At 34.2% G+C, this 18,229-nt stretch carries 16 protein-coding genes and 2 tRNA genes; 15 read left to right on the top strand and 3 right to left on the bottom strand.

Annotated elements, in window-relative coordinates:
• Positions 1–235 precede the first annotated feature (235 nt).
• The 3 genes from P6N22_RS09950 (at position 236) to P6N22_RS09940 (ending at position 2,645) form a co-directional block, all read left to right on the top strand.
• Positions 236–574: a P-II family nitrogen regulator gene (locus tag P6N22_RS09950; protein WP_280332556.1), complete on the top strand. Its 339-nt coding sequence runs from the start codon at positions 236–238 to the stop codon at positions 572–574.
• A gap of 131 nt (positions 575–705) precedes the next feature.
• Positions 706–1,881 carry an ammonium transporter gene (locus P6N22_RS09945; RefSeq protein ID WP_280332554.1) on the top strand — a complete coding sequence of 392 codons (1,176 nt, stop codon included), beginning with the start codon at positions 706–708 and terminating at the stop codon, positions 1,879–1,881.
• A gap of 8 nt (positions 1,882–1,889) precedes the next feature.
• On the top strand, positions 1,890–2,645 hold the full coding sequence (locus P6N22_RS09940; protein ID WP_280332552.1) for an energy transducer TonB: 756 nt from the start codon (positions 1,890–1,892) through the stop codon (positions 2,643–2,645).
• 56 nt (positions 2,646–2,701) lie between these two features.
• On the opposite strand, the gene P6N22_RS09935 is transcribed toward P6N22_RS09940, so the two are convergent.
• Positions 2,702–2,776, bottom strand: a tRNA-Glu gene (locus P6N22_RS09935).
• A gap of 14 nt (positions 2,777–2,790) precedes the next feature.
• Positions 2,791–2,866, bottom strand: a tRNA-Lys gene (locus P6N22_RS09930).
• 118 nt (positions 2,867–2,984) lie between these two features.
• On the opposite strand from P6N22_RS09930, the gene P6N22_RS09925 reads away from it, so the two are divergent.
• The 11 genes from P6N22_RS09925 to P6N22_RS09875 all read left to right on the top strand — a co-directional run bounded on the left by P6N22_RS09925 (position 2,985) and on the right by P6N22_RS09875 (position 14,920).
• The gene (locus P6N22_RS09925) at positions 2,985–3,914 is read left to right on the top strand and encodes a VWA domain-containing protein (protein WP_280332550.1); all 930 of its coding nucleotides are present in this window, start codon (positions 2,985–2,987) and stop codon (positions 3,912–3,914) included.
• Entirely contained in the window at positions 3,911–5,356 is a 1,446-nt protein-coding gene (locus P6N22_RS09920; RefSeq protein WP_280332548.1) for a VWA domain-containing protein, read from the top strand. Before P6N22_RS09925 ends, P6N22_RS09920 begins: the two co-directional genes overlap by 4 nt.
• Positions 5,337–6,440, top strand: coding sequence for a hypothetical protein (locus P6N22_RS09915; RefSeq protein WP_280332546.1), 1,104 nt, complete (start codon positions 5,337–5,339; stop codon positions 6,438–6,440). The genes P6N22_RS09920 and P6N22_RS09915 overlap by 20 nt, the downstream gene beginning before the upstream one ends.
• 39 nt (positions 6,441–6,479) lie before the next feature.
• Positions 6,480–7,478, top strand: coding sequence for a CsgG/HfaB family protein (locus P6N22_RS09910; protein ID WP_280332545.1), 999 nt, complete (start codon positions 6,480–6,482; stop codon positions 7,476–7,478).
• Positions 7,475–8,470, top strand: a complete 996-nt coding sequence (locus P6N22_RS09905; RefSeq protein WP_280332543.1) for an LPP20 family lipoprotein — start codon at positions 7,475–7,477, stop codon at positions 8,468–8,470. The genes P6N22_RS09910 and P6N22_RS09905 overlap by 4 nt, the downstream gene beginning before the upstream one ends.
• A gap of 59 nt (positions 8,471–8,529) precedes the next feature.
• Positions 8,530–9,477 (top strand): MoxR family ATPase, encoded by a 948-nt coding sequence (locus P6N22_RS09900; protein ID WP_280332542.1) that lies wholly within the window; start codon positions 8,530–8,532, stop codon positions 9,475–9,477.
• A 10-nt stretch (positions 9,478–9,487) separates the two neighbouring features.
• Positions 9,488–10,318, top strand: a complete 831-nt coding sequence (locus P6N22_RS09895; protein WP_280332539.1) for a DUF58 domain-containing protein — start codon at positions 9,488–9,490, stop codon at positions 10,316–10,318.
• Positions 10,319–10,320: 2 nt separating this feature from the next.
• Positions 10,321–10,731, top strand: a complete 411-nt coding sequence (locus tag P6N22_RS09890; protein ID WP_280332538.1) for a hypothetical protein — start codon at positions 10,321–10,323, stop codon at positions 10,729–10,731.
• A gap of 175 nt (positions 10,732–10,906) precedes the next feature.
• The gene (locus tag P6N22_RS09885; protein ID WP_280332536.1) at positions 10,907–11,653 is read left to right on the top strand and encodes a VWA domain-containing protein; all 747 of its coding nucleotides are present in this window, start codon (positions 10,907–10,909) and stop codon (positions 11,651–11,653) included.
• Positions 11,653–13,497, top strand: a complete 1,845-nt coding sequence (locus P6N22_RS09880) for a VWA domain-containing protein (protein ID WP_280332534.1) — start codon at positions 11,653–11,655, stop codon at positions 13,495–13,497. The genes P6N22_RS09885 and P6N22_RS09880 overlap by 1 nt, the downstream gene beginning before the upstream one ends.
• Positions 13,481–14,920, top strand: a complete 1,440-nt coding sequence (locus P6N22_RS09875; protein WP_280332533.1) for a BatD family protein — start codon at positions 13,481–13,483, stop codon at positions 14,918–14,920. The genes P6N22_RS09880 and P6N22_RS09875 overlap by 17 nt, the downstream gene beginning before the upstream one ends.
• Here P6N22_RS09875 and P6N22_RS09870 read toward each other — a convergent pair.
• Positions 14,913–15,743, bottom strand: coding sequence for a prephenate dehydrogenase (locus P6N22_RS09870; protein WP_280332531.1), 831 nt, complete (start codon positions 15,741–15,743; stop codon positions 14,913–14,915). The genes P6N22_RS09875 and P6N22_RS09870 overlap by 8 nt on opposite strands.
• 106 nt (positions 15,744–15,849) lie before the next feature.
• Here P6N22_RS09870 and bamA point away from each other — a divergent pair, with 106 nt between their 5' ends.
• Positions 15,850–18,108: an outer membrane protein assembly factor BamA gene (gene bamA, locus P6N22_RS09865; RefSeq protein WP_280332529.1), complete on the top strand. Its 2,259-nt coding sequence runs from the start codon at positions 15,850–15,852 to the stop codon at positions 18,106–18,108.
• Positions 18,109–18,229: the final 121 nt, after the last annotated feature.

Genomic DNA, 18,229 nt, shown 5'->3' with positions numbered 1-18,229 from the left:
GGTATCTTCACTTTAGTTGGTACTGTTATCGTTTACTATATCGCAGCTGCTTTAACTGGTGGTGGTAGAGTTGATGAAGAAACTGAACAACTTGGTCTTGATGAAGCTGTTCATGGTGAAAAAGTATTAAACGTATAAAGTAGTTGATTTAAACCATAAAAGTGGTTACAATTTTAAAATCGAAAAGAAGAGCTATAAAAAAAGCTCTTCGAAGAAATGAATGGAGTTTTTAGATATGAAAAGAGTAGAAGCGGTTATCAAACCATTTAAGTTAGAAGATGTAAAAGATGCACTGGCAGAGATCGGCGTAACAGGTATGACTGTAAGCGAAGTAAAAGGTTACGGTCGTCAAAAAGGTCACTCTGAACTTTACCGTGGTGCTGAGTACGTGGTAGACTTTTTACCAAAAATTAAAATGGAGATGGTTGTATCTGATGATATGGTTGACCAAACTGTAAGTACAATCGTTGAATCAGCGCGTACAGGTAAAATCGGTGACGGTAAAATCTTCGTAAGCGATATCGATAAAATTATCAGAATTCGTACAGGTGAAGAGGATAACGAGGCTATCTAGTTCCTCTTTTTCTTTCCCTATTGCATATGCTTTTTTCGCATATGCAAAAAACCTTCCAATAAGCAATTATTTAATCAAAAAAAAATCTTCTTTTTGTTAGACTTACCCTAATTATTTAAAAAAGGGTATATATGTCTGAACTTGATATCAAGTATATTTTTGATACTTTCTTCGCACTGTTTTCAATGGTGTTAATTATTTTTATGGTTCCTGGTTTTGCTATGCTTGAAGCAGGGCTTGTAAGAACTAAAAACGTTTCTTCTGTTCTAACTGTAAATACAATGATTTATACTGTTGCATCTATAATGTTTTTATTAACAGGATACACAATTGCATTTGGTTCATGGGAAAATACATCTATGAGTATTTTTGCAGCATTTTTATTTCAAATGGCTTTCGTTGGAAAAACTGTAAATATTATGAGTGGTGGTGTAAGTGAAAGGGTTCGTATTATTCCATTAATGGTCTTTACAGTAGTGATGGGTGGTTTCATATATCCGTTTATCGTAAATATCAGTTGGGGAGCAGATTTTTTAGCAGATACTATGTTTGATATCAATATGTACGATCTAGCCGGTTCTACAGTTATTCACTCTACAGGTGGTTGGGCACTTTTAGCTGCTATTATGATTATGGGTCCTCGTCGCGGGAGATATAAAGACGGTAAAATTCATGTAATTCCTGCTTCAAATATTCCGCTTGTTGTTTTAGGTGCAATGCTGCTTTGGATTGGATGGTTCGGATTTAACGGTGGAAGTGTCGGTTCAATCTCAAGTGTTGAGAGTGCTAATACGGTGGCTGCAACAATTATGAATACAAATACGGCAGGCTTAGCTGGTGCTTTAATGGCCGGAATTTTAATGTATATGAGATATAAGCTTTTAGATATTACTATGATTTTAAACGGTGCGTTAGGCGGACTTGTTGCAATTACAGCAGGGCCTGATCTTTACGATATGTACACACCTCTTTTAATAGGTGCAATTGGTGGTGCTTTAGTTGTATTTGCGGTTCCTATGTTTGACAAGTTGAAACTTGATGATCCGGTTGGTGCACTTTCTGTTCACCTTGTCAATGGAATTTGGGGGACATTGGCAGTTGGTTTATTTATTGACAAAGTATCATTTATGGATCAATTAAAAGGTGTTGCTGAAGTTGCTGTTATTGTTTTTGTTGTTTCATATATTGTTTTATTTATTATTAACAAAATAGTAAGATTCAGAGCAGATGATGAAGCACAAATTGAAGGACTTGATGTTCAAGAAGTGGGTGTTGAAGCATACCCTGAATTTAAACGTGCTATCTAATTAAAAAGTTGACAAGAAATTCAAAATCTTTTATTTTATCACTGCTGGTACATTTTGTATTGGCAGTGAGTATTTTTTACCTTTATAAAATTTTATCTGCATCCACACAGGAAACACATCTGTGTGCTTGTTGCAGTACTACAATTAATTTAAATACTATTCAAACCTCCAAAGTTGTAAAAACTTCCGAAAACAAGAATAAAGAACAAACAAAAGTTGAAAAAACTGAAAAACAATCAATCAAAGAAATAGCCCAAGAAGTACCGAAACAAGAAGCAGTTGTAAAAAAAGAGATTGTTGTAAAAGAAGAAGTCTCTAAACAAGTACAACAGCCAGATATACAAGCAGTGCAAGAGAACACAGAACAACTGGTAGAAGTAGACCAAAATCTTACACAGAGTGTGCAAAATACAACACAAAAAAAAGATGTCGATACTCATTGTAAAACGGAAGTTATTGCAACAAAAGAACCGCAACATAAAGAAAACAATTATCTATCATTACACGTAAGTGAAATAGTCTCTTTATTGAAAGAGAATCTGTATTATCCGAGACGGGCAAGAATGCAAGGGATAGAAGGTATAGTAACTGTTAAGTTTACACTCTCTACAGAAGCAAAAATTTCAAATATAGAAGTTGTTGAAAGTAAGCATAATATACTCTCTCGTGCAGCTGTGGAAACAATTGAAAATCTTGAGGAAAAATTACCAAAACCTGATGAAGAATTAACTTTAACGATACCGATAAATTACGATTTACAATAAGTTACAATTGGGTTGATTTTTAAGTGATTGATTTATTGAAAATGTATTTGTTAGGATGGTGACCCCACGGAGACTCGAACTCCGGTAACATGGATGAAAACCATGGATCCTAACCGCTAGACGATGGGGCCAAATATTGTAGTTATGGTGTCCCGTGATGGATTCGAACCATCGGCCACATCATTAAAAGTGACGTGCTCTACCAGCTGAGCTAACGAGACATTTGGTTTCTCTTACTTAAGAGGCTGGAATTATAGACAAATCCAAATGATATGTCAAGAGTTTTTTGAAAAAAAATTAATTTTTTTATAAAAGGTTCTTTTCGCTAGAATATCACTAATGAATTTCTATAGTTTTGAATATCCGTATCTTATTATTTTATTATTACCGATACTATGGTGCCTTTATAAATGTAAAGAACATATTGTACAAAAATACTTTGTTCATTTGCATCTTATGTCTACGGGAAAAAGATATCTGAAAATAGACTCGTTTTTAAGAGTTTTGATCTTTACTTTACTGGTTGCGGCACTGGCATCTCCAATAGCGGTTGATAAAACAAATCCAAACAATAGATTTGGAAAAGATATTGTTTTAGCTCTTGATGCTAGCGGCTCTATGAATGCCAGCGGATTTTTACAAGATAAAGAAGCATTTGATCAGGCTTTTAAAGATTCTTTGCATGTAAGTAGATTTGATATAACAAAATATATTGCCAAAGAGTTTATAGAAAAACGCGTAAACGATAATGTGGGAATTGTGCTTTACGGAGATTTTGCTTTTATTGCTTCTCCTATTACTTATGAAAAAAACGTAGTTGTGGATATGTTGGAGTATTTAACACAAGGGATGGCAGGGCAAAATACTGCTATAGGTGAAGCGATAGCTATGAGTGTTAGAGCATTTGCCTTTTCAAAAGCAAAAAATAGGGTGATTATACTATTGAGTGACGGTGAACACAATAGCGGGAATATCTCTCCAAAAGATGCGGCAAAGCTGGCAATAGAGAAAAATATTAAAATATATACTATTGCTATTGGAGAAGCCGATTCGGCTTTGATGGAGAAGATTGCACAAGAGAGCGGGGGAAAATATTTTTCTGCTAAAAATGCAACGCAGCTGCAAGAGGTGTATGAAGATATAGATGCAATGGAATCTTCAAAGATAAAATCGAGTCAATACAAAGTGAAAAACTATCTGTATCAGAGTATAGTAATTATTGCTATTGCTTTATTACTCTTTTTAGTGTTTCGGGAGATGAAAAAATGAGTTTTTTAAATCCTGAGTATTTTTGGTTACTCCTTTTTATTATTGTCGCATTATTAAAAAAAGAGACATTGTTTTCAAGAGTAAGAGTAGTAGGATATCTTGTAACTTTTGTTTTACTCGTTATCGCATTAGCTCGTCCTATCATTGAGGAAGAGCCTATAAAGTCAAAAGAGCTTTTAAGTGATGTTGTTTTGGGCGTGGATCTTTCATACTCTATGCAGTCCAATGATATTTTACCGACAAGATTAGGATTTGCAAAAGAGGAGTTGGCAAAACTTGTAAAAAGTGAGCAAAAGAGCCGTTTTGGTGTCCTTGGATTTACGACAAATGCAATTATCCTTTCGCCGCTTACACAAGATAGTGAACTGTTACTACATCTTTTTAGCTCATTAGATGAAAATCTCATCTTAACCAAGGGAAGTTCAGTATTGCCGGTACTCAAACTTGCAAGAAAAATTTCAAGCAGTAAAAAAGTATCTTTGGTGATTTTCAGCGACGGTACAGATAACAAAGATTTTTCAGAGGAGATTGCATTTGCAAAAGAGAACCATCTGATCGTCAATATTTTCATGACAGCAACAAGCTTTGGCGGTACTCTCAAAACTAAACAAGGAACATTTTTAAAAGATGAAAACGGCGATATCGTAGTGAGCCGTGAAAACAGTGCTATAGAGAGTCTCTCAAATGCTACAGGCGGTGTATATACAAAAGAGTTAAGTGAGGTTAAATCTGCACTTGAAGAGCAAAGAGATGCAAGTTTTATGCAGGAAAACAACATCATTCAAAATAAAGAGCTTTATTACTATTTTATAGCACTTGCAATTCTCACATTTTTAATAGCAACAACAACATTGAAAAAATGGGTGATTGCATTTTTACTTCTTTTTGGTATTCAGATGCAGGCAGATGTTTTAAATGTTTTAAAAGATCCAAACAAATTAGCATTCGATCAAGGTGTTAGGCTATATCAAGAGGGTGCTTATGAAGATGCACTGGAGAGGTTTGCTCTTGTAAAATCGAACACGCCCCATATTAAAGCAATTGTGTTTTACAATAGAGCAAACTGTTTGATACGCCTTAAGGAATTCACTAGAGCGAGAGTAGAGTTATTAAAATCTTTAAGTTTAGAATATACTCAAGAAGCGGATGAAAATCTGCAGCACATAAAGGGTGTCCCCGATAATTATGAGATGAGTACGGGAATGCAGGACAAGAAGAAAAAAAGTGAAATTGCAAAACAAAGAAACAGTTCTCAGAAGAAAAAAGAGGGTGGTGGCTCAAATATGCAAGTGAACACATCTTCAAGCGGCAGCGGAGATGGAGGAGAAAAAGTGAAGTCCTCACAATCAAAAATAGATCTTAATGATGCAAAATCAAAACTCAGTTCAAAACAATATGAGTTGATCAATAAAAGGGTGGTAAATGAAAAAAAACCTTGGTAGATTTTTATTCGTTTTTTTATTTCTTTACAGTGTATTAGAAGCAAGTACCTATAAATGGTATTTAGATTTAAATAAGAAAAATGTTGTAACAAACGAAGCGGTATATTTTAAATACACTTGTGTTTTTAGTGATAAATCTGAATTGTACGTAATTGAGTTTAATCCTGTAACAGATAATAAAAACTACTCTATTAAACTTTTAAGTGAAAAAGAACAGATCATAGACAACCATAGAGAAAACAGTTTTGAATTTGTTTTATACGTCAAAAATGGCGGTGATTTTAAGCTCGATTTAGAAGCTACAATGAAAAAAACAAACAAGGATTCAATTGAAAATACGGTTCTTGGACGTGACAACAGAGCATATGAAGAATACTCAATCAAAAAATTTCCTCTGCAATCGATTAAATTAAATGTAACTCCTATAGATCAAAAACTAGTAGGGAAATTTACTCTGCAAACAAAACAAGACGATAGTAAGATTACACAATTTGAACCGTATCATCTTGAGATTATTTTAGAAGGGAAAGGGGACTTTAAAATAATCCAACCTTTTCATTTTAATATTCCCGATGTAAAAGTGTTTCAAGAGGAACCAAAGTTAGAGATTGAATTGACAAAAGAGGGAACTCAGGGGAGATGGAGTCAAAAATTTGCTTTTGTAAGTGACAAAGATTTTACAATTCCCGCACAACAGCTGCAGTATTATGATTTGATACAACAAACAATACATACACTACAAACAAAACCTGTTCAAATAAAAGTGCAAAAAAGCAGTTTTACCAAAGAAGATTTACTTGATGTAAAAGAGGAACAAACATTCCATTTCAAAAAAGAGTATTTCTACTATTTCCTTACGTTTATAGCTGGTTTTTTAGTAGCGAAAATAAAATTTAGAAGCAGAAAAAAAGAAAACAGAAGTGAAAATAAGCTGTGCGAAAAAATTTCACAAATGAAGAGTTTGGAACAGGTAAACGTTCTGCTGATTTTAGAAGAAGACACTCAATATAAAGAGCTTATAGAGCAGATAGAAACAAAGCAGATCAAGAGTTTAAAAGAGGTTAAAAGATTAATATGTGGTTAAACTTTATTTAACTACAATTGTTTCACAAAGGGGTTTTACATGAAAAAAGTGTTGTTCACTATTATTTTGGGAGCTATAGTATTTAGTGGATGTGCCCAAAAAGTTGGTATTTCTGCATTGGAACCTGCTGAAGTTGACAGAATATCACAAACAAAAAAGGTAACGGTTACATACTTCAATAACGATAGAGTAGGGCTCTCGGATAAGATAGAAGCAAAACTTGCAGGTTTCAGACTGGATAATAAGAAGTATTTTACGATTGTCAGTAGAAAAGATTTTAACAATATTATCAGTGAACAAAAACTTCAAAACAGTGGACTTGTTAACCCTCAAGATGCCGTAAAAGTTGGAAATATTATAGGGGCTCAAGCGATAATTTCAGGTAGAGTGAGTGCTCCTTCACAACAAGATACTCATTTTTACGAGAAACGTGTAAAGTGTGCCGATTTAAAGTGCTCACAGCTTGAATATTATAATGTGCGTTGTACAAAAAGAGTATCTAGCCTTTCAGCCGATATGAGAATAATTGACGTGACGAAAGGTGATATTATTTTTGCAGATACGCTTAGCAGGGCAACTACACATAAACATTGTAGTGATGACTCCCGTGCATTACCTTCAAGAGGAATGATAGCTCAAGAGCTGGCAAACTCTATAGCAGATACATTTACTTACAAACTCACACCACACTATAGACAATTTAATGTAGTACTTTTAGAAAAACCGGATATTGATTATAACGATCGCCAAGAGAAGTTATTAGAAGTTTCTTTAAAATATATAGAACAAAGACGCTATGACAAGGCTGAACAGCTTTTAACAGAGCTTATCGATGCTACAGCACAAAAAAGTTATGTTCCTTTTTACAATCTAGGTGTACTTAAAGAAGCACAGGGCAACTATAAAGAAGCAAAAGAGTACTACGGATATGCAGACCATTTAATGATTGAGCCTGTAGAGGAGATCAATAAGGCGATAGTGAGAATAGATAATCTGATCGAAAAACGTAAACGTGGTATGGAGCAGATCAATAGATGAAAAAGATACTCACATATTTTCTAGTTTTCACTTTTTTATTAAGCGGATGCGGTAGTGCAACAAAACAGATTGAACTAACATCTAAAAAAGAGCTTCCTGCATGGTATACGACACCGCCGATGTCAAACTCTTCAGTACTTTATGCTTTGGGTGAGGGAAAAGATAAACAAGAGGCAATTGCGAATGCTTTAAACTATATGGCTTCAACACTAAGCGTGTCGATCTCATCGACATACAGAGCAAAGACAAGAGTAGTTGAAGGAAGTACAACGTCGCAAGAGGGTGAGTACAATTCAGATATTGCTTCAGATGTGAAAAAGATCCGTATTAGTAACTATGAAGTGATCCAATCTGAAAGCTTAGGTTTTAAAAGATATGCCGTTTTAATTCGCTCAGACAAGCAAAAACTTTTTCATAGCTTACAACAAGAGCTTGATCAGAGTATCTCTTTAGCAAATGCAAAAGAGAACAATCTGAATAATGGCGGTTTAGAAAAGTATCTGTTTTATAAAGAGCAAAAAAAAGAGTTTGCAAATCTACCACATACACTGATCGTTATGAAGGAGCTAAACAGCGGTTTTAACTCTTCTGTTTATCTTCAAAGAATCAAAGAGATTGAGAAAAAATATCAATATTACCAGTCAAACATCAGTTTTTCTGTAAGTTCAAACATCAAAAACTTACATACTCCAATCGAAAAAGCACTCTCTAAAAGAAGTTTTAGAATAAATAACACCAGTTCAAAAATGCATTATATTATTACTGTTAATGCCAGTGTTACAAAAGCAAATGCATACGGTTTTACACTTGCCCGTTCAGAACTCAATATTATTACAAAGAATTATAAAGGTGTAAAAATCGCATCAAATGTTCTTCATTTGGTAGGACAGTCTTCACAAGGGTACGACGTTGCTATTCAAGATTTAGTAAGACAATTGAACGATAAAATTAAAAAAGATGGTATAGATAAAGTATTAAACCTCAATATTTAGAAATTATTTACCACAAAGGAATATACTTACAATAGTTTATATGAAAATAGGTAGAAACTATGATAAGTAAAATCGAAGAAGTTAAAAAAGAGGTTGCAAAAGTTGTAGTCGGTCAGGAAAAAATGATCGATTCTCTTTTGATTGCACTTTTATGTGAGGGACATATTTTAATCGAAGGTGTTCCAGGTCTTGCTAAAACGACCACTGTTAATGCACTGTCAAAAGCTTTAGGCTTAGACTTTAAACGTGCACAGTTTACTCCGGACTTATTACCGTCAGATATTTTAGGTGCAGAGATTTACGATCCTCAAAACAATCAGTTTAAGATCAAAAAAGGTCCAATCTTTACAAACCTTTTACTTGCCGATGAAATCAACCGTGCACCTGCAAAGGTTCAGTCAGCGCTGCTTGAAGTTATGCAGGAAAAACAAGTGACAATCGGTGACACTTCTTTTAAGCTTGATCTTCCATTCTTTGTAATGGCGACACAAAACCCTGTTGAACAAGAGGGTGTGTACCAATTGCCTGAAGCACAGCTTGACCGTTTTATGCTTAAACTTGTTGTTGGTTACAACACAAAAGAGGAAGAGCTTGAGATCGCAAGACGCATTTCTAGTGGGAATTTTGAAACTATCAGCGCAGTACTCAATAAAGATGATATTGATGAGATAAAACAAGCTATTCAAAAAGTACATGTAGATGAAGAGGTTGAGAAATATATGATCGAGCTCATCTCTGCAACAAGAAATCCTGAAGAGTATGGTCTTGAAGAGATAAAAGACTTTATTCAGTTCGGTGCTTCTCCAAGGGTGAGTATCGATATGTTTAAAGCGGTAAAAGCGATGGCATTTATGCGTGGGAAAGATTATGTGACTCCTGTAGATGTAGCTTACATAGTAAAAGAGTTAATGAGACACCGTATCGTGCTTACATACGAAGCAGAAGCGGATGGTGTCACTACGGATGAGATTATTCAAAAAGTACTTGAAATCGTTCCTATTCCGTAAAGGGTAAAGATTGTCTAAACTACAAAAGATCTTAGTAAAAGCTCGCCGTCAAGTATTCTCTGAAATGGTTGGAAACAACCCTTCCATCTTTCAAGGTGAGGGATATGACTTTATAGAGCTCCGGGAGTATATGGCTGGAGATGATATTCGCCATATTGATTGGAATATTACTGCTAAGATGCATAAGCCCTATATTAAGATCTTCCGTGAAGAGAGAGAACTGAATGTTGTTGTCGCTTCGATGTTAAACGGGAGTATCCATTTCGGTTCAAAACGTTTTAAACAAGAAGTTATCGCAGAACTTGTAGCATTGCTTAGTTTTTCTGTAATTAAAAACGGAGATCTCTTAAGTACATATAACTTTACCGATAAGATGATCTCACACCTAAAACCTAGTAAAAAAGTGTTTCAGGTACATAAAGCGGTTGAAGAGATCTTGGAATTTGATCCGATCAATCAAAAAGCTGATTATAAAAACTTGGCAGATACTTTGTTTAAAAGACTCAAAAGAAAATCTTTGATCATCGTTATCGGAGATTTTTTTGAGATTCCGGACTTTAGACTGTTGGCCAAAAAACATGAGGTTTTGGCAATTATTGTAAGGGATCATTTAGAGGAAAAACCGCCAGCAATGGGTTTTGCTTCTTTGGTTGATCCTGAAAGTGGGGCAGTCTTAGAAGGTGATTTTAACAAGTCTAGTGTAAGTGAATATGCGGCAAAAGTACATAACCATGATCGAGAACTGTACGAAGCGTTAAAAAAACAGCAGATCCGTTTTACAAAAGTTTATACGGATGATAGTGTCGGTGTAGCACTTAGACGTGTGTTTGAAGGTAGATAGTGATGAATAAGTTAGACAAGACATATGATATTCCGCTTCACGATATAAAACCTTTGATAGAGATACAGGAGTATTCCTTATATTATTTTATTGCGATTGTCACTGTAATCTCTTTACTTATTTTAGGTGCATTATATTTACTCTATAGGTATTTTAGAAACAGAAACAAATATAATAAACGTAAAGCACATTTTGCACTCTTAGAAGCTTTAGACCTAAGCGATACGAAACAAACAGCATATGACCTTACTGCTTACGGTGCTACGTTTAAAAACGATACTCCGAGACATCTCAAACATTTTGATTTGATGGTTGAAAAGCTACAGAAGTATAAATATAAAAAGAGTGTTGAAACTTTTGATGCAGATACACTTAGACAAATTGAGATCTACAAAGGGATGTTAGATGTTTGACGGCATCTATTTTGAATTTCCTAAGATCGCTTTTGTGATCTTTTTTTACATAGCGTGTGAGACGCTGTGTAAAATGAGATTACCCTCTATTTATTTTCCCCACTCCGCACAGTTTATAAAACAATCCATCAGTGCCTCCAAACTTCTTTTTTTACTAAAATGGCTGGGAATCGTTATGATGGTTTTAGCTTTGATGTCACCTGTAAAAGATGAACCGTATGAATTAAAGCCTAAAAAAGGGTATGAGATAGCACTAATTTTAGATACTTCCGAGTCTATGGCACAACGCGGTTTTGATATGCTTAATCCTGGTGCCAGCCGTTTTGATGTTGTCAAAAACATTGTAAGCGACTTTATCCAAAAACGGCAAAACGATAATATGGGACTGGTAGTATTTGGGCAGTATTCATTTATAGCTTCACCGCTTACATACGATAAAAATATCCTGTCCTCTTTGGTAATGCAACTGCATGAAGGGATTGCGGGAAAATATACGGCACTTTATGAAGGACTTGCACAAGGGGTACACCTGTTAAAAGAGAGTGATTCCAAGACAAAAATAGCAATTTTATTAACTGACGGTTACTCAACAGCAGGAGTTGATAAGGTTCCCCTTGATGTAGCCCTTGATATGGCAAAAAAAGAGGGTGTAAAAGTGTATCCAATCGGAATTGGTGCACCGAATGAGTACAACCGGGCAGTGCTTGCGAAAATTGCACAAGATACAAACGGTGTAGCCTACGGGGCTTCGAGTGCTTCACAATTAAAAGAGATCTATGAGAAGATAGACAAGTTGGAAAAGTCGGATATTAAAAACGAGACTTTTACATATAAAAACTATTACTATTTTTATCCGCTTTTCGTGGCACTTTTATCTTTAATGCTTTACGTATATCTTCGTAATAAACGGGGAGGTATGTGATGACATTTTTACATCCTGAGTTTTTATACTATATGCTTCCACCGGTGTTTGTACTTTTCGTATTGCTGTTAACGCAAAAAGAATCACAGGCACATTTTTTTGCCGAAGAGGTTATGAAAAAACTTCGTGTAAGTGCAAATACTTTGACACTGCGAGCAAGAAACGGACTATTTTTCTTAATGGCTGTTTTAATGGTTGTTGCATTGGCAGGTCCAGTGATAAAAGACGGTGAAATAGAGATACAGGCAAAAAGTGCAGATATTATACTTTCACTTGATATATCTGATTCTATGTTGGCAGAAGATCTTTATCCAAACAGGTTGAAGTTGGCAAAACACAAAGCACTAGAAGTGTTGAAAATGGCACCAAATGAGCGTGTGAGTGTAATTGCATATGCAAAAAACTCTTATCTTGTTTCACCGTTGAGTTTTGATCACAGTGCTGTTGCTTTTTTACTTGATAAGTTAGATACGGATTCAATTACGGAAAAAGGGACTGATATTCTTTCAATGCTTGAAGTTGTAAAAAACAATATTAAAAGTGATAAGAAAAAATACCTTTTAGTTTTTAGTGACGGCGGTGACAAAGAAGACTTTTCCAAAGAGATAGCATTTGCAAAAGAGAACAACATTGTTGTTTTTGTAATCGGTATTGCAACTTCTCAGGGTGCACCGATCAAAGAAGAAAACGGTGAATTTATTAAACAAAATGGCAAAATAGTGATCTCAAAACTCAATGAGCAGATTTCTGAACTGGCAGTGAAAACTGGTGGTGTGTATATTCAGGGTGTTAATTCCAATCAAGATATACAGACTATGTTAAACGAGATCGAATCAATCGCAAAGAAAAAAGAATTAAAATCGAAAAAAATTGAAAAATATATTCCGCTTTTTTACTATCCGTTAGGGCTTGCCATGATTATTTTCCTTATTGCAACATCCTCAATGAGTAAAAGAAAAAGTGTTGAGGTGCCTGCTTCCATCCTGCTACTGGTTTCACTCTTTTTTGGAACAAATGCAAAAGCGGGTGTTTTAGATTTTATGGATCTAAATGATGCAAAAAATGCCTATGAAAAGAAGGAGTATACAAAGGCTCAAGAGCTTTATAAAAACTATGCCGTACAACATAAAAATGATGCAGGTTATTATAACAGCGGAAATGCTTTTTATAAACAAAAAGAGTATAAAAAAGCGATTGAGCAATACAATAAAGCACACTTTACAGATAAGGACTCACAGGCTAATAAATATGCAAACGTTGGGAACTCTTATGCAAAAATCGGTGATGAAAAGAGTCTTCTCAGTGCCATTGATGCGTATGAAAACTCTTTGAAAATAAAAGATGACAAAGAGGTGAGAGAAAACCTTGAAGCTGTAAGAAAAGCGTTAGAAAAAAAGAAACAGCAGCAAGAGCAAAAGAAACAAAATAAGAAGCAAGACAAAAATAATCAAAACGATCAGAATAAACAAAAAAATGAGCAAAAAAATAAACAAGATCAAAAAAATCAAGATAAACAAGATCAGCAAAATAATAAAGGTAATGAGCAAAGCGAAAATAAAGAGCAGAAAAAAGATCAGCAGGATAAAAAGCAAGATCAAAAGAAAGAGGAACAAAACAAAAACGATCAAAAATCAAAACAGGATTCTCCTCAAAAGAAAAATGAAGAAAAAGAAGACAAACTTGAGTCTCAAAACAGTACAGCACAAGCACAGCATCAAAATGTGATGAGTGATGCCGAAGAGAAAAAGTGGCTAAAAGCTCTGAATAAACAACAAAAAACTTTTCTTTATCAACTAAACCAAAATCAAAAAGTCCAAAGGAATGAAGATGAAAAACCTTGGTAAAATTTATATACTTTTTTTATTATCTGTAAGTTCTCTGTATGCCGGAGTAAGTGCTAGCATATCTCCAAGAGTGGTAGCTATAGGTGATGTAGTCACATACTCTTTAAAGGCTGAAGGGTCTGATATTACAGAGCCTACCATTTATCAGCTTTGTGGTCAAAATATTATCTCTAGTGGTTCACGTACAAACATCGAGATGATAAATACGGAGTATAAAAAAACTCGTACATTTTTATACCAGTTTGTAGCACAAAAAGATTGTACAATTGAACCTGTTGAGATGCAGATTGACGGTAATAGCGTAAAGTCAAACAGCGTTGATCTAAAAGTAAAAAAACAGCTTGGTAAAGCTGAAAAAGATTTTATATTAGAGTATGATATTTCAAAAAAAGATGTATATGTGGGTGAAAGTGTTACCCTGACTTTAACATTGAAGCAAAGTCATAGTGTTTCTGTAGTTGACAGCAAGTTTTTACCTTCAGACTTTAAAGGTTTTTGGAAAAAAAGTGAATCAAAACCTCAAAGAGATGAAGATGGCACATACCTGTTGACAAAAGTACAGTATGTGTTGACTCCTCAAAGAGAAGGAAATATTACGATCTCTCCTTCAGAACTCAGAGTTGCATCAAGAGTCAATTCTAATGGTTGGAATCCTACATTTATGCCTCAAGTACGTTGGAAAAGCTATTTTTCAAATGAGCTGACTTTGCATGTGAAACCACTGCCAAACAACGCAAAACTGATCGGTGCTTTTACGATCAGTGCAGAGGCGGATAAAACTACTACAAATCCAAATGAAGCGGTCAACGTAGTAGTAAAGGTACAGGGTGAGGGTAATTTAGAAGATATTGAAAGCTTTAAGCCTCATATTTCAGGAGTAAATGTTTTTGATGAGAAGATAGATATTAGTAACAATACTTTAACACAAAAACTTGTATTTGTAAGCGATCACGATTTTACGATTCCACCTTTTGAATTAGTCTATTTTGATACAAAAACAAAAAAGTTAAAAAAGATATACACAAAGCTTATAAATGTTAAAGTAAACGGTTCTACAGCAAAACAGCAACAACAAACATTAACAATCAAAAAAGATGAAACAGCAGAGGAAAATACAGAAAAACCGGTTGTGACTGAGACAAAAAATGATCCTATTGCTTTAGTAGTAGCTTTTGTTTTTGGTGTATTGATTGGTATTAGTATTATGATATTTAAAATAGGTAAGCTCAGAAAATCCGATACACAAAAAATTTCTTTAAAAGACGAGAAACTGTTACTTATAAAACTGCTACCTTATAAAGATAGTGATTCTGATGTGAAAGAGATTGTTGAAATTTTAGAGAAAAATATTTATTCAATTGAGAAAGAGAAGCTGGATAAAGTGAAAGTAAAAGAGGTTTTCAAGAGATACGGGATCATTTAAAGATATCGTATAACTTGTTCCCATCGGACATCTCTTTATGAACTGAATCCCACTCTTCGTTTTTGATTGCAGTTTTCATGTTTGACAGTTCTGTCTCAAACAGTTCGATTGCTTCGAGAATATTATCTTTATTCTGTCTAAAAATATCTTCCCACATATTTGGAGAACTTTTTGCCAAACGGCTCATCGATCTAAAGCCACCCGCTGCAAGTGCTAAAATATTGTGTTTATTCTCTTGTTTTAAAACCGTATTTGCTAAAGAGTAAGAGATAGCATGGGGCATGTGAGATATGAAAGCGGCATGACGATCATGCTCTTTTGCTTTCATAAAGTGTTTTTTCATATTAAGTGCTTTGAAGATTCTTTTAGCAGTATCACATTGTACTTCACCACTGTCTTCAAGGTTACATAGTACTACTACTTTATCTTCATATAAACCTTCAATAGCCGCTTTTGGTCCGAAGTTTTCTGTTCCTGTCATAGGATGAGCTGCTACAAAGTTTTTACGAATCTCTTGAGGTACTGCTTCGATGATTTTCTCTTTTGTACTTCCTAAATCTATAATAGTTGTAGTTTCCGGAACTGTTTTTAGATCTTCTAATGCACGTAAAATGCCGTTTACAGGAATTGCCAAGAAAATGACATCAGATTGTTTTACCTCTTCAAAAGTAGCAATTGCATCTACTAATTGAAGTTCCATTGCAGTACTTTGATGTTCAGGGTTGTGATCGTAACCTATGACCCTGTCTATAAAATCTAATTTTTTGAGGCTTAATGCTAAAGAGCCTCCCATTAATCCTAAACCAATTATTGCAACATTCATATTTAAATTCTTTATCGTTTTGTTTTTTTGCCAAATTATACATAATTTACTTAATATTAACCTCAAAAGAGGTAAAATCATTTCCAATTTTACATATGGAATTTTAATGAAAATATTTTTATCGGTCTTATTTTTACTTTTTACATCTGCTCTTTCTGCTGAAGTGGTTAAATCAATCAAATTTAATGGCATGGTTCATATCTCTGAGAGTGTTGCTCTAAGAATGCTCGGATTTGACAAAGGTGATGATATTGATATAAAGATGGTTGATAAGTCGATAAAAACTTTTTTTAAACAGGGTTACTTTAACGATATTTGGACAGAATTTGATAACGGTAACTTGGAATATTACTTTAAAGAAAAGGCAATTATCTCCAAAGTTGAAATAAAAGGCTATAAAGAGAATGAAGATGATTTCAAAAGCCAAGTAGTTCAGCTTAAAAAAGGGACACTGTACGATGAGAAAAAAATTGAAGCGGCTAAGCAACGTATAATTGAAGCAATCGCTCAAGACGGTAAAATGGATTCTGTTGTAGAGGTTGAAACAACTTATCTGGAAAATGGCAGTATCCAAATTACATTCTTAATTAATGAAGGTGAAGAGATTATCATTGACAGTTTACAATATAGTGGTGTATACGGTTTAGACAGCGATGATTTTGATGATGTAATTGCAAATAAAGAACACCAGTTTATGGGCTGGTTCTGGGGTAGAAATGATGGAAAAATGCACCTTCGTGATCTCCAATATGATAATTTAAGAATCCGTGATTTTTATATGCAGCATGGATATCTCGATGCAAAAGTGAATGAGCCTTTTGTCAGAGTAAATTTTGACAGTTATAAAGCAGATATGTCATATCAAATTACTGAGGGTGAACAATATACTATTTCAAAAGTTTCTATACATCAAGAGAAGAAAGTTGTTGAAGACGAGAAAATAGAAGAGCTTTTAACATTAAAGCCGAATGAAATTTTCAACATCAAAACTTTTAGAGACGATTCTGAAAAAATTAAAACACTTATTGCAGATCAATCATACGCTTTTGTACAAGTTGTACCAGATCTTAAAAAAAATAAAAAAGATAAAACGGTAGAAGTTGTTTTTTTAATTAAACCGGGTAATAAAGTAAAAATAAGAAACGTAACAATTGCAGGAAACTCAAGAACACTTGATAGAGTTGTTCGTCGTGAGCTTTATCTTGGACCTGGAGATATGTACTCTTTAACTGATTTAAAAGACTCAAGAAATGCAATTGGACGTCTTGGATATTTTGATAGTACTACAATTGAAGAAAAAAGAGTCGATAACCAAACTATGGACTTGATTGTAAAAGTAAAAGAAGCTCCTACAGGTAATGTCCAAATAGGTGGTGGATATGGTTCTTACGGTGGTTTACTTATTAGTATTGGTGTAAGTGATAGAAATATTTGGGGGAGTGGAATTAATGTAGGTCTTAAAGCTGAAAAATCACAGACAAGTAAAAACTTTTCTTTTAACCTATCAAATCCTAGACTAAATGACAGTGATTTTTCAGGAAACTTTTCAATTTTCCATTCTGCATATGATTATAATGACTATTCTGTAACGACTGATGGTGCTACAGTCGGTGTAGGACATAAATTTTCTAGATATATAACTGGTTATTTAGGGTATGGCTATTCAGAAAATAAGTATACGTTTGCAAGTGATTTTAATCGAAGTGCTTATCCAACATACTATTTTGAGGCATATGCCAAATCTGGAATAACAGTCAGTTTAAACTGGGATAGTACAGATGATTACTATCTTCCAAGAAATGGTTTTATACTATCACAAAGTTTTGAAAAAACTGGGATAGGGGCAGATGCAGACTATCTGAAATCTAGAACAAACTTTTCAATTTATCAAGGTTTGGATGAGTGGATTGGTTTTGATGCAATTTTCAGATACAAAGCTCGATTCTATAATATTTTAGACAATGGAAATGTACCTTTAGCAGAGAAGTTTTATATGGGTGGTATTGGAAGTGTAAGAGGATATGAATCATATTCATTGTCTCCAACTGTAGAAGATACAACAGTAACTGATGGATTTAGAAGAATAGGGGGGACACAAACTTTTTCAAACTCATTAGAGGTTAGTTTTCCAGTGGTACCAGCAGCTAAAATGCGTCTTGTTACATATATCGACTGGGGATTTATAGCTGATAATATTTCAGAAACTACACTTTTAAGTAATAATATTTCACGTGCAGGATATGGGGCGGGTATAGAGTGGTTTAGTCCAGTTGGACCAATTCAGCTAATGTTTGCAAACGCAATTAGCCCGAAAGAAAAAGATAAAACACAAAAATTTGAGTTTACAATGGGACAAAGATTTTAAGCGTTAAAAACGACTTGAAAATCTTTGAAACATTGTACTTTTGCTACACCGTCTTTAGCTAAGTAAAGATTACTTTGTGAAGATACTTTTAATATTCCATTTTTAAAACTTAACTCAAAAT

The organism is Sulfurimonas sp. C5, from assembly GCF_029872055.1.
In the GTDB taxonomy this organism is placed as follows: domain Bacteria; phylum Campylobacterota; class Campylobacteria; order Campylobacterales; family Sulfurimonadaceae; genus Sulfurimonas.
The sequence above is the reverse complement of the archived record's forward strand: the minus strand, read 5'-3'. Positions and strand labels throughout refer to the sequence as shown.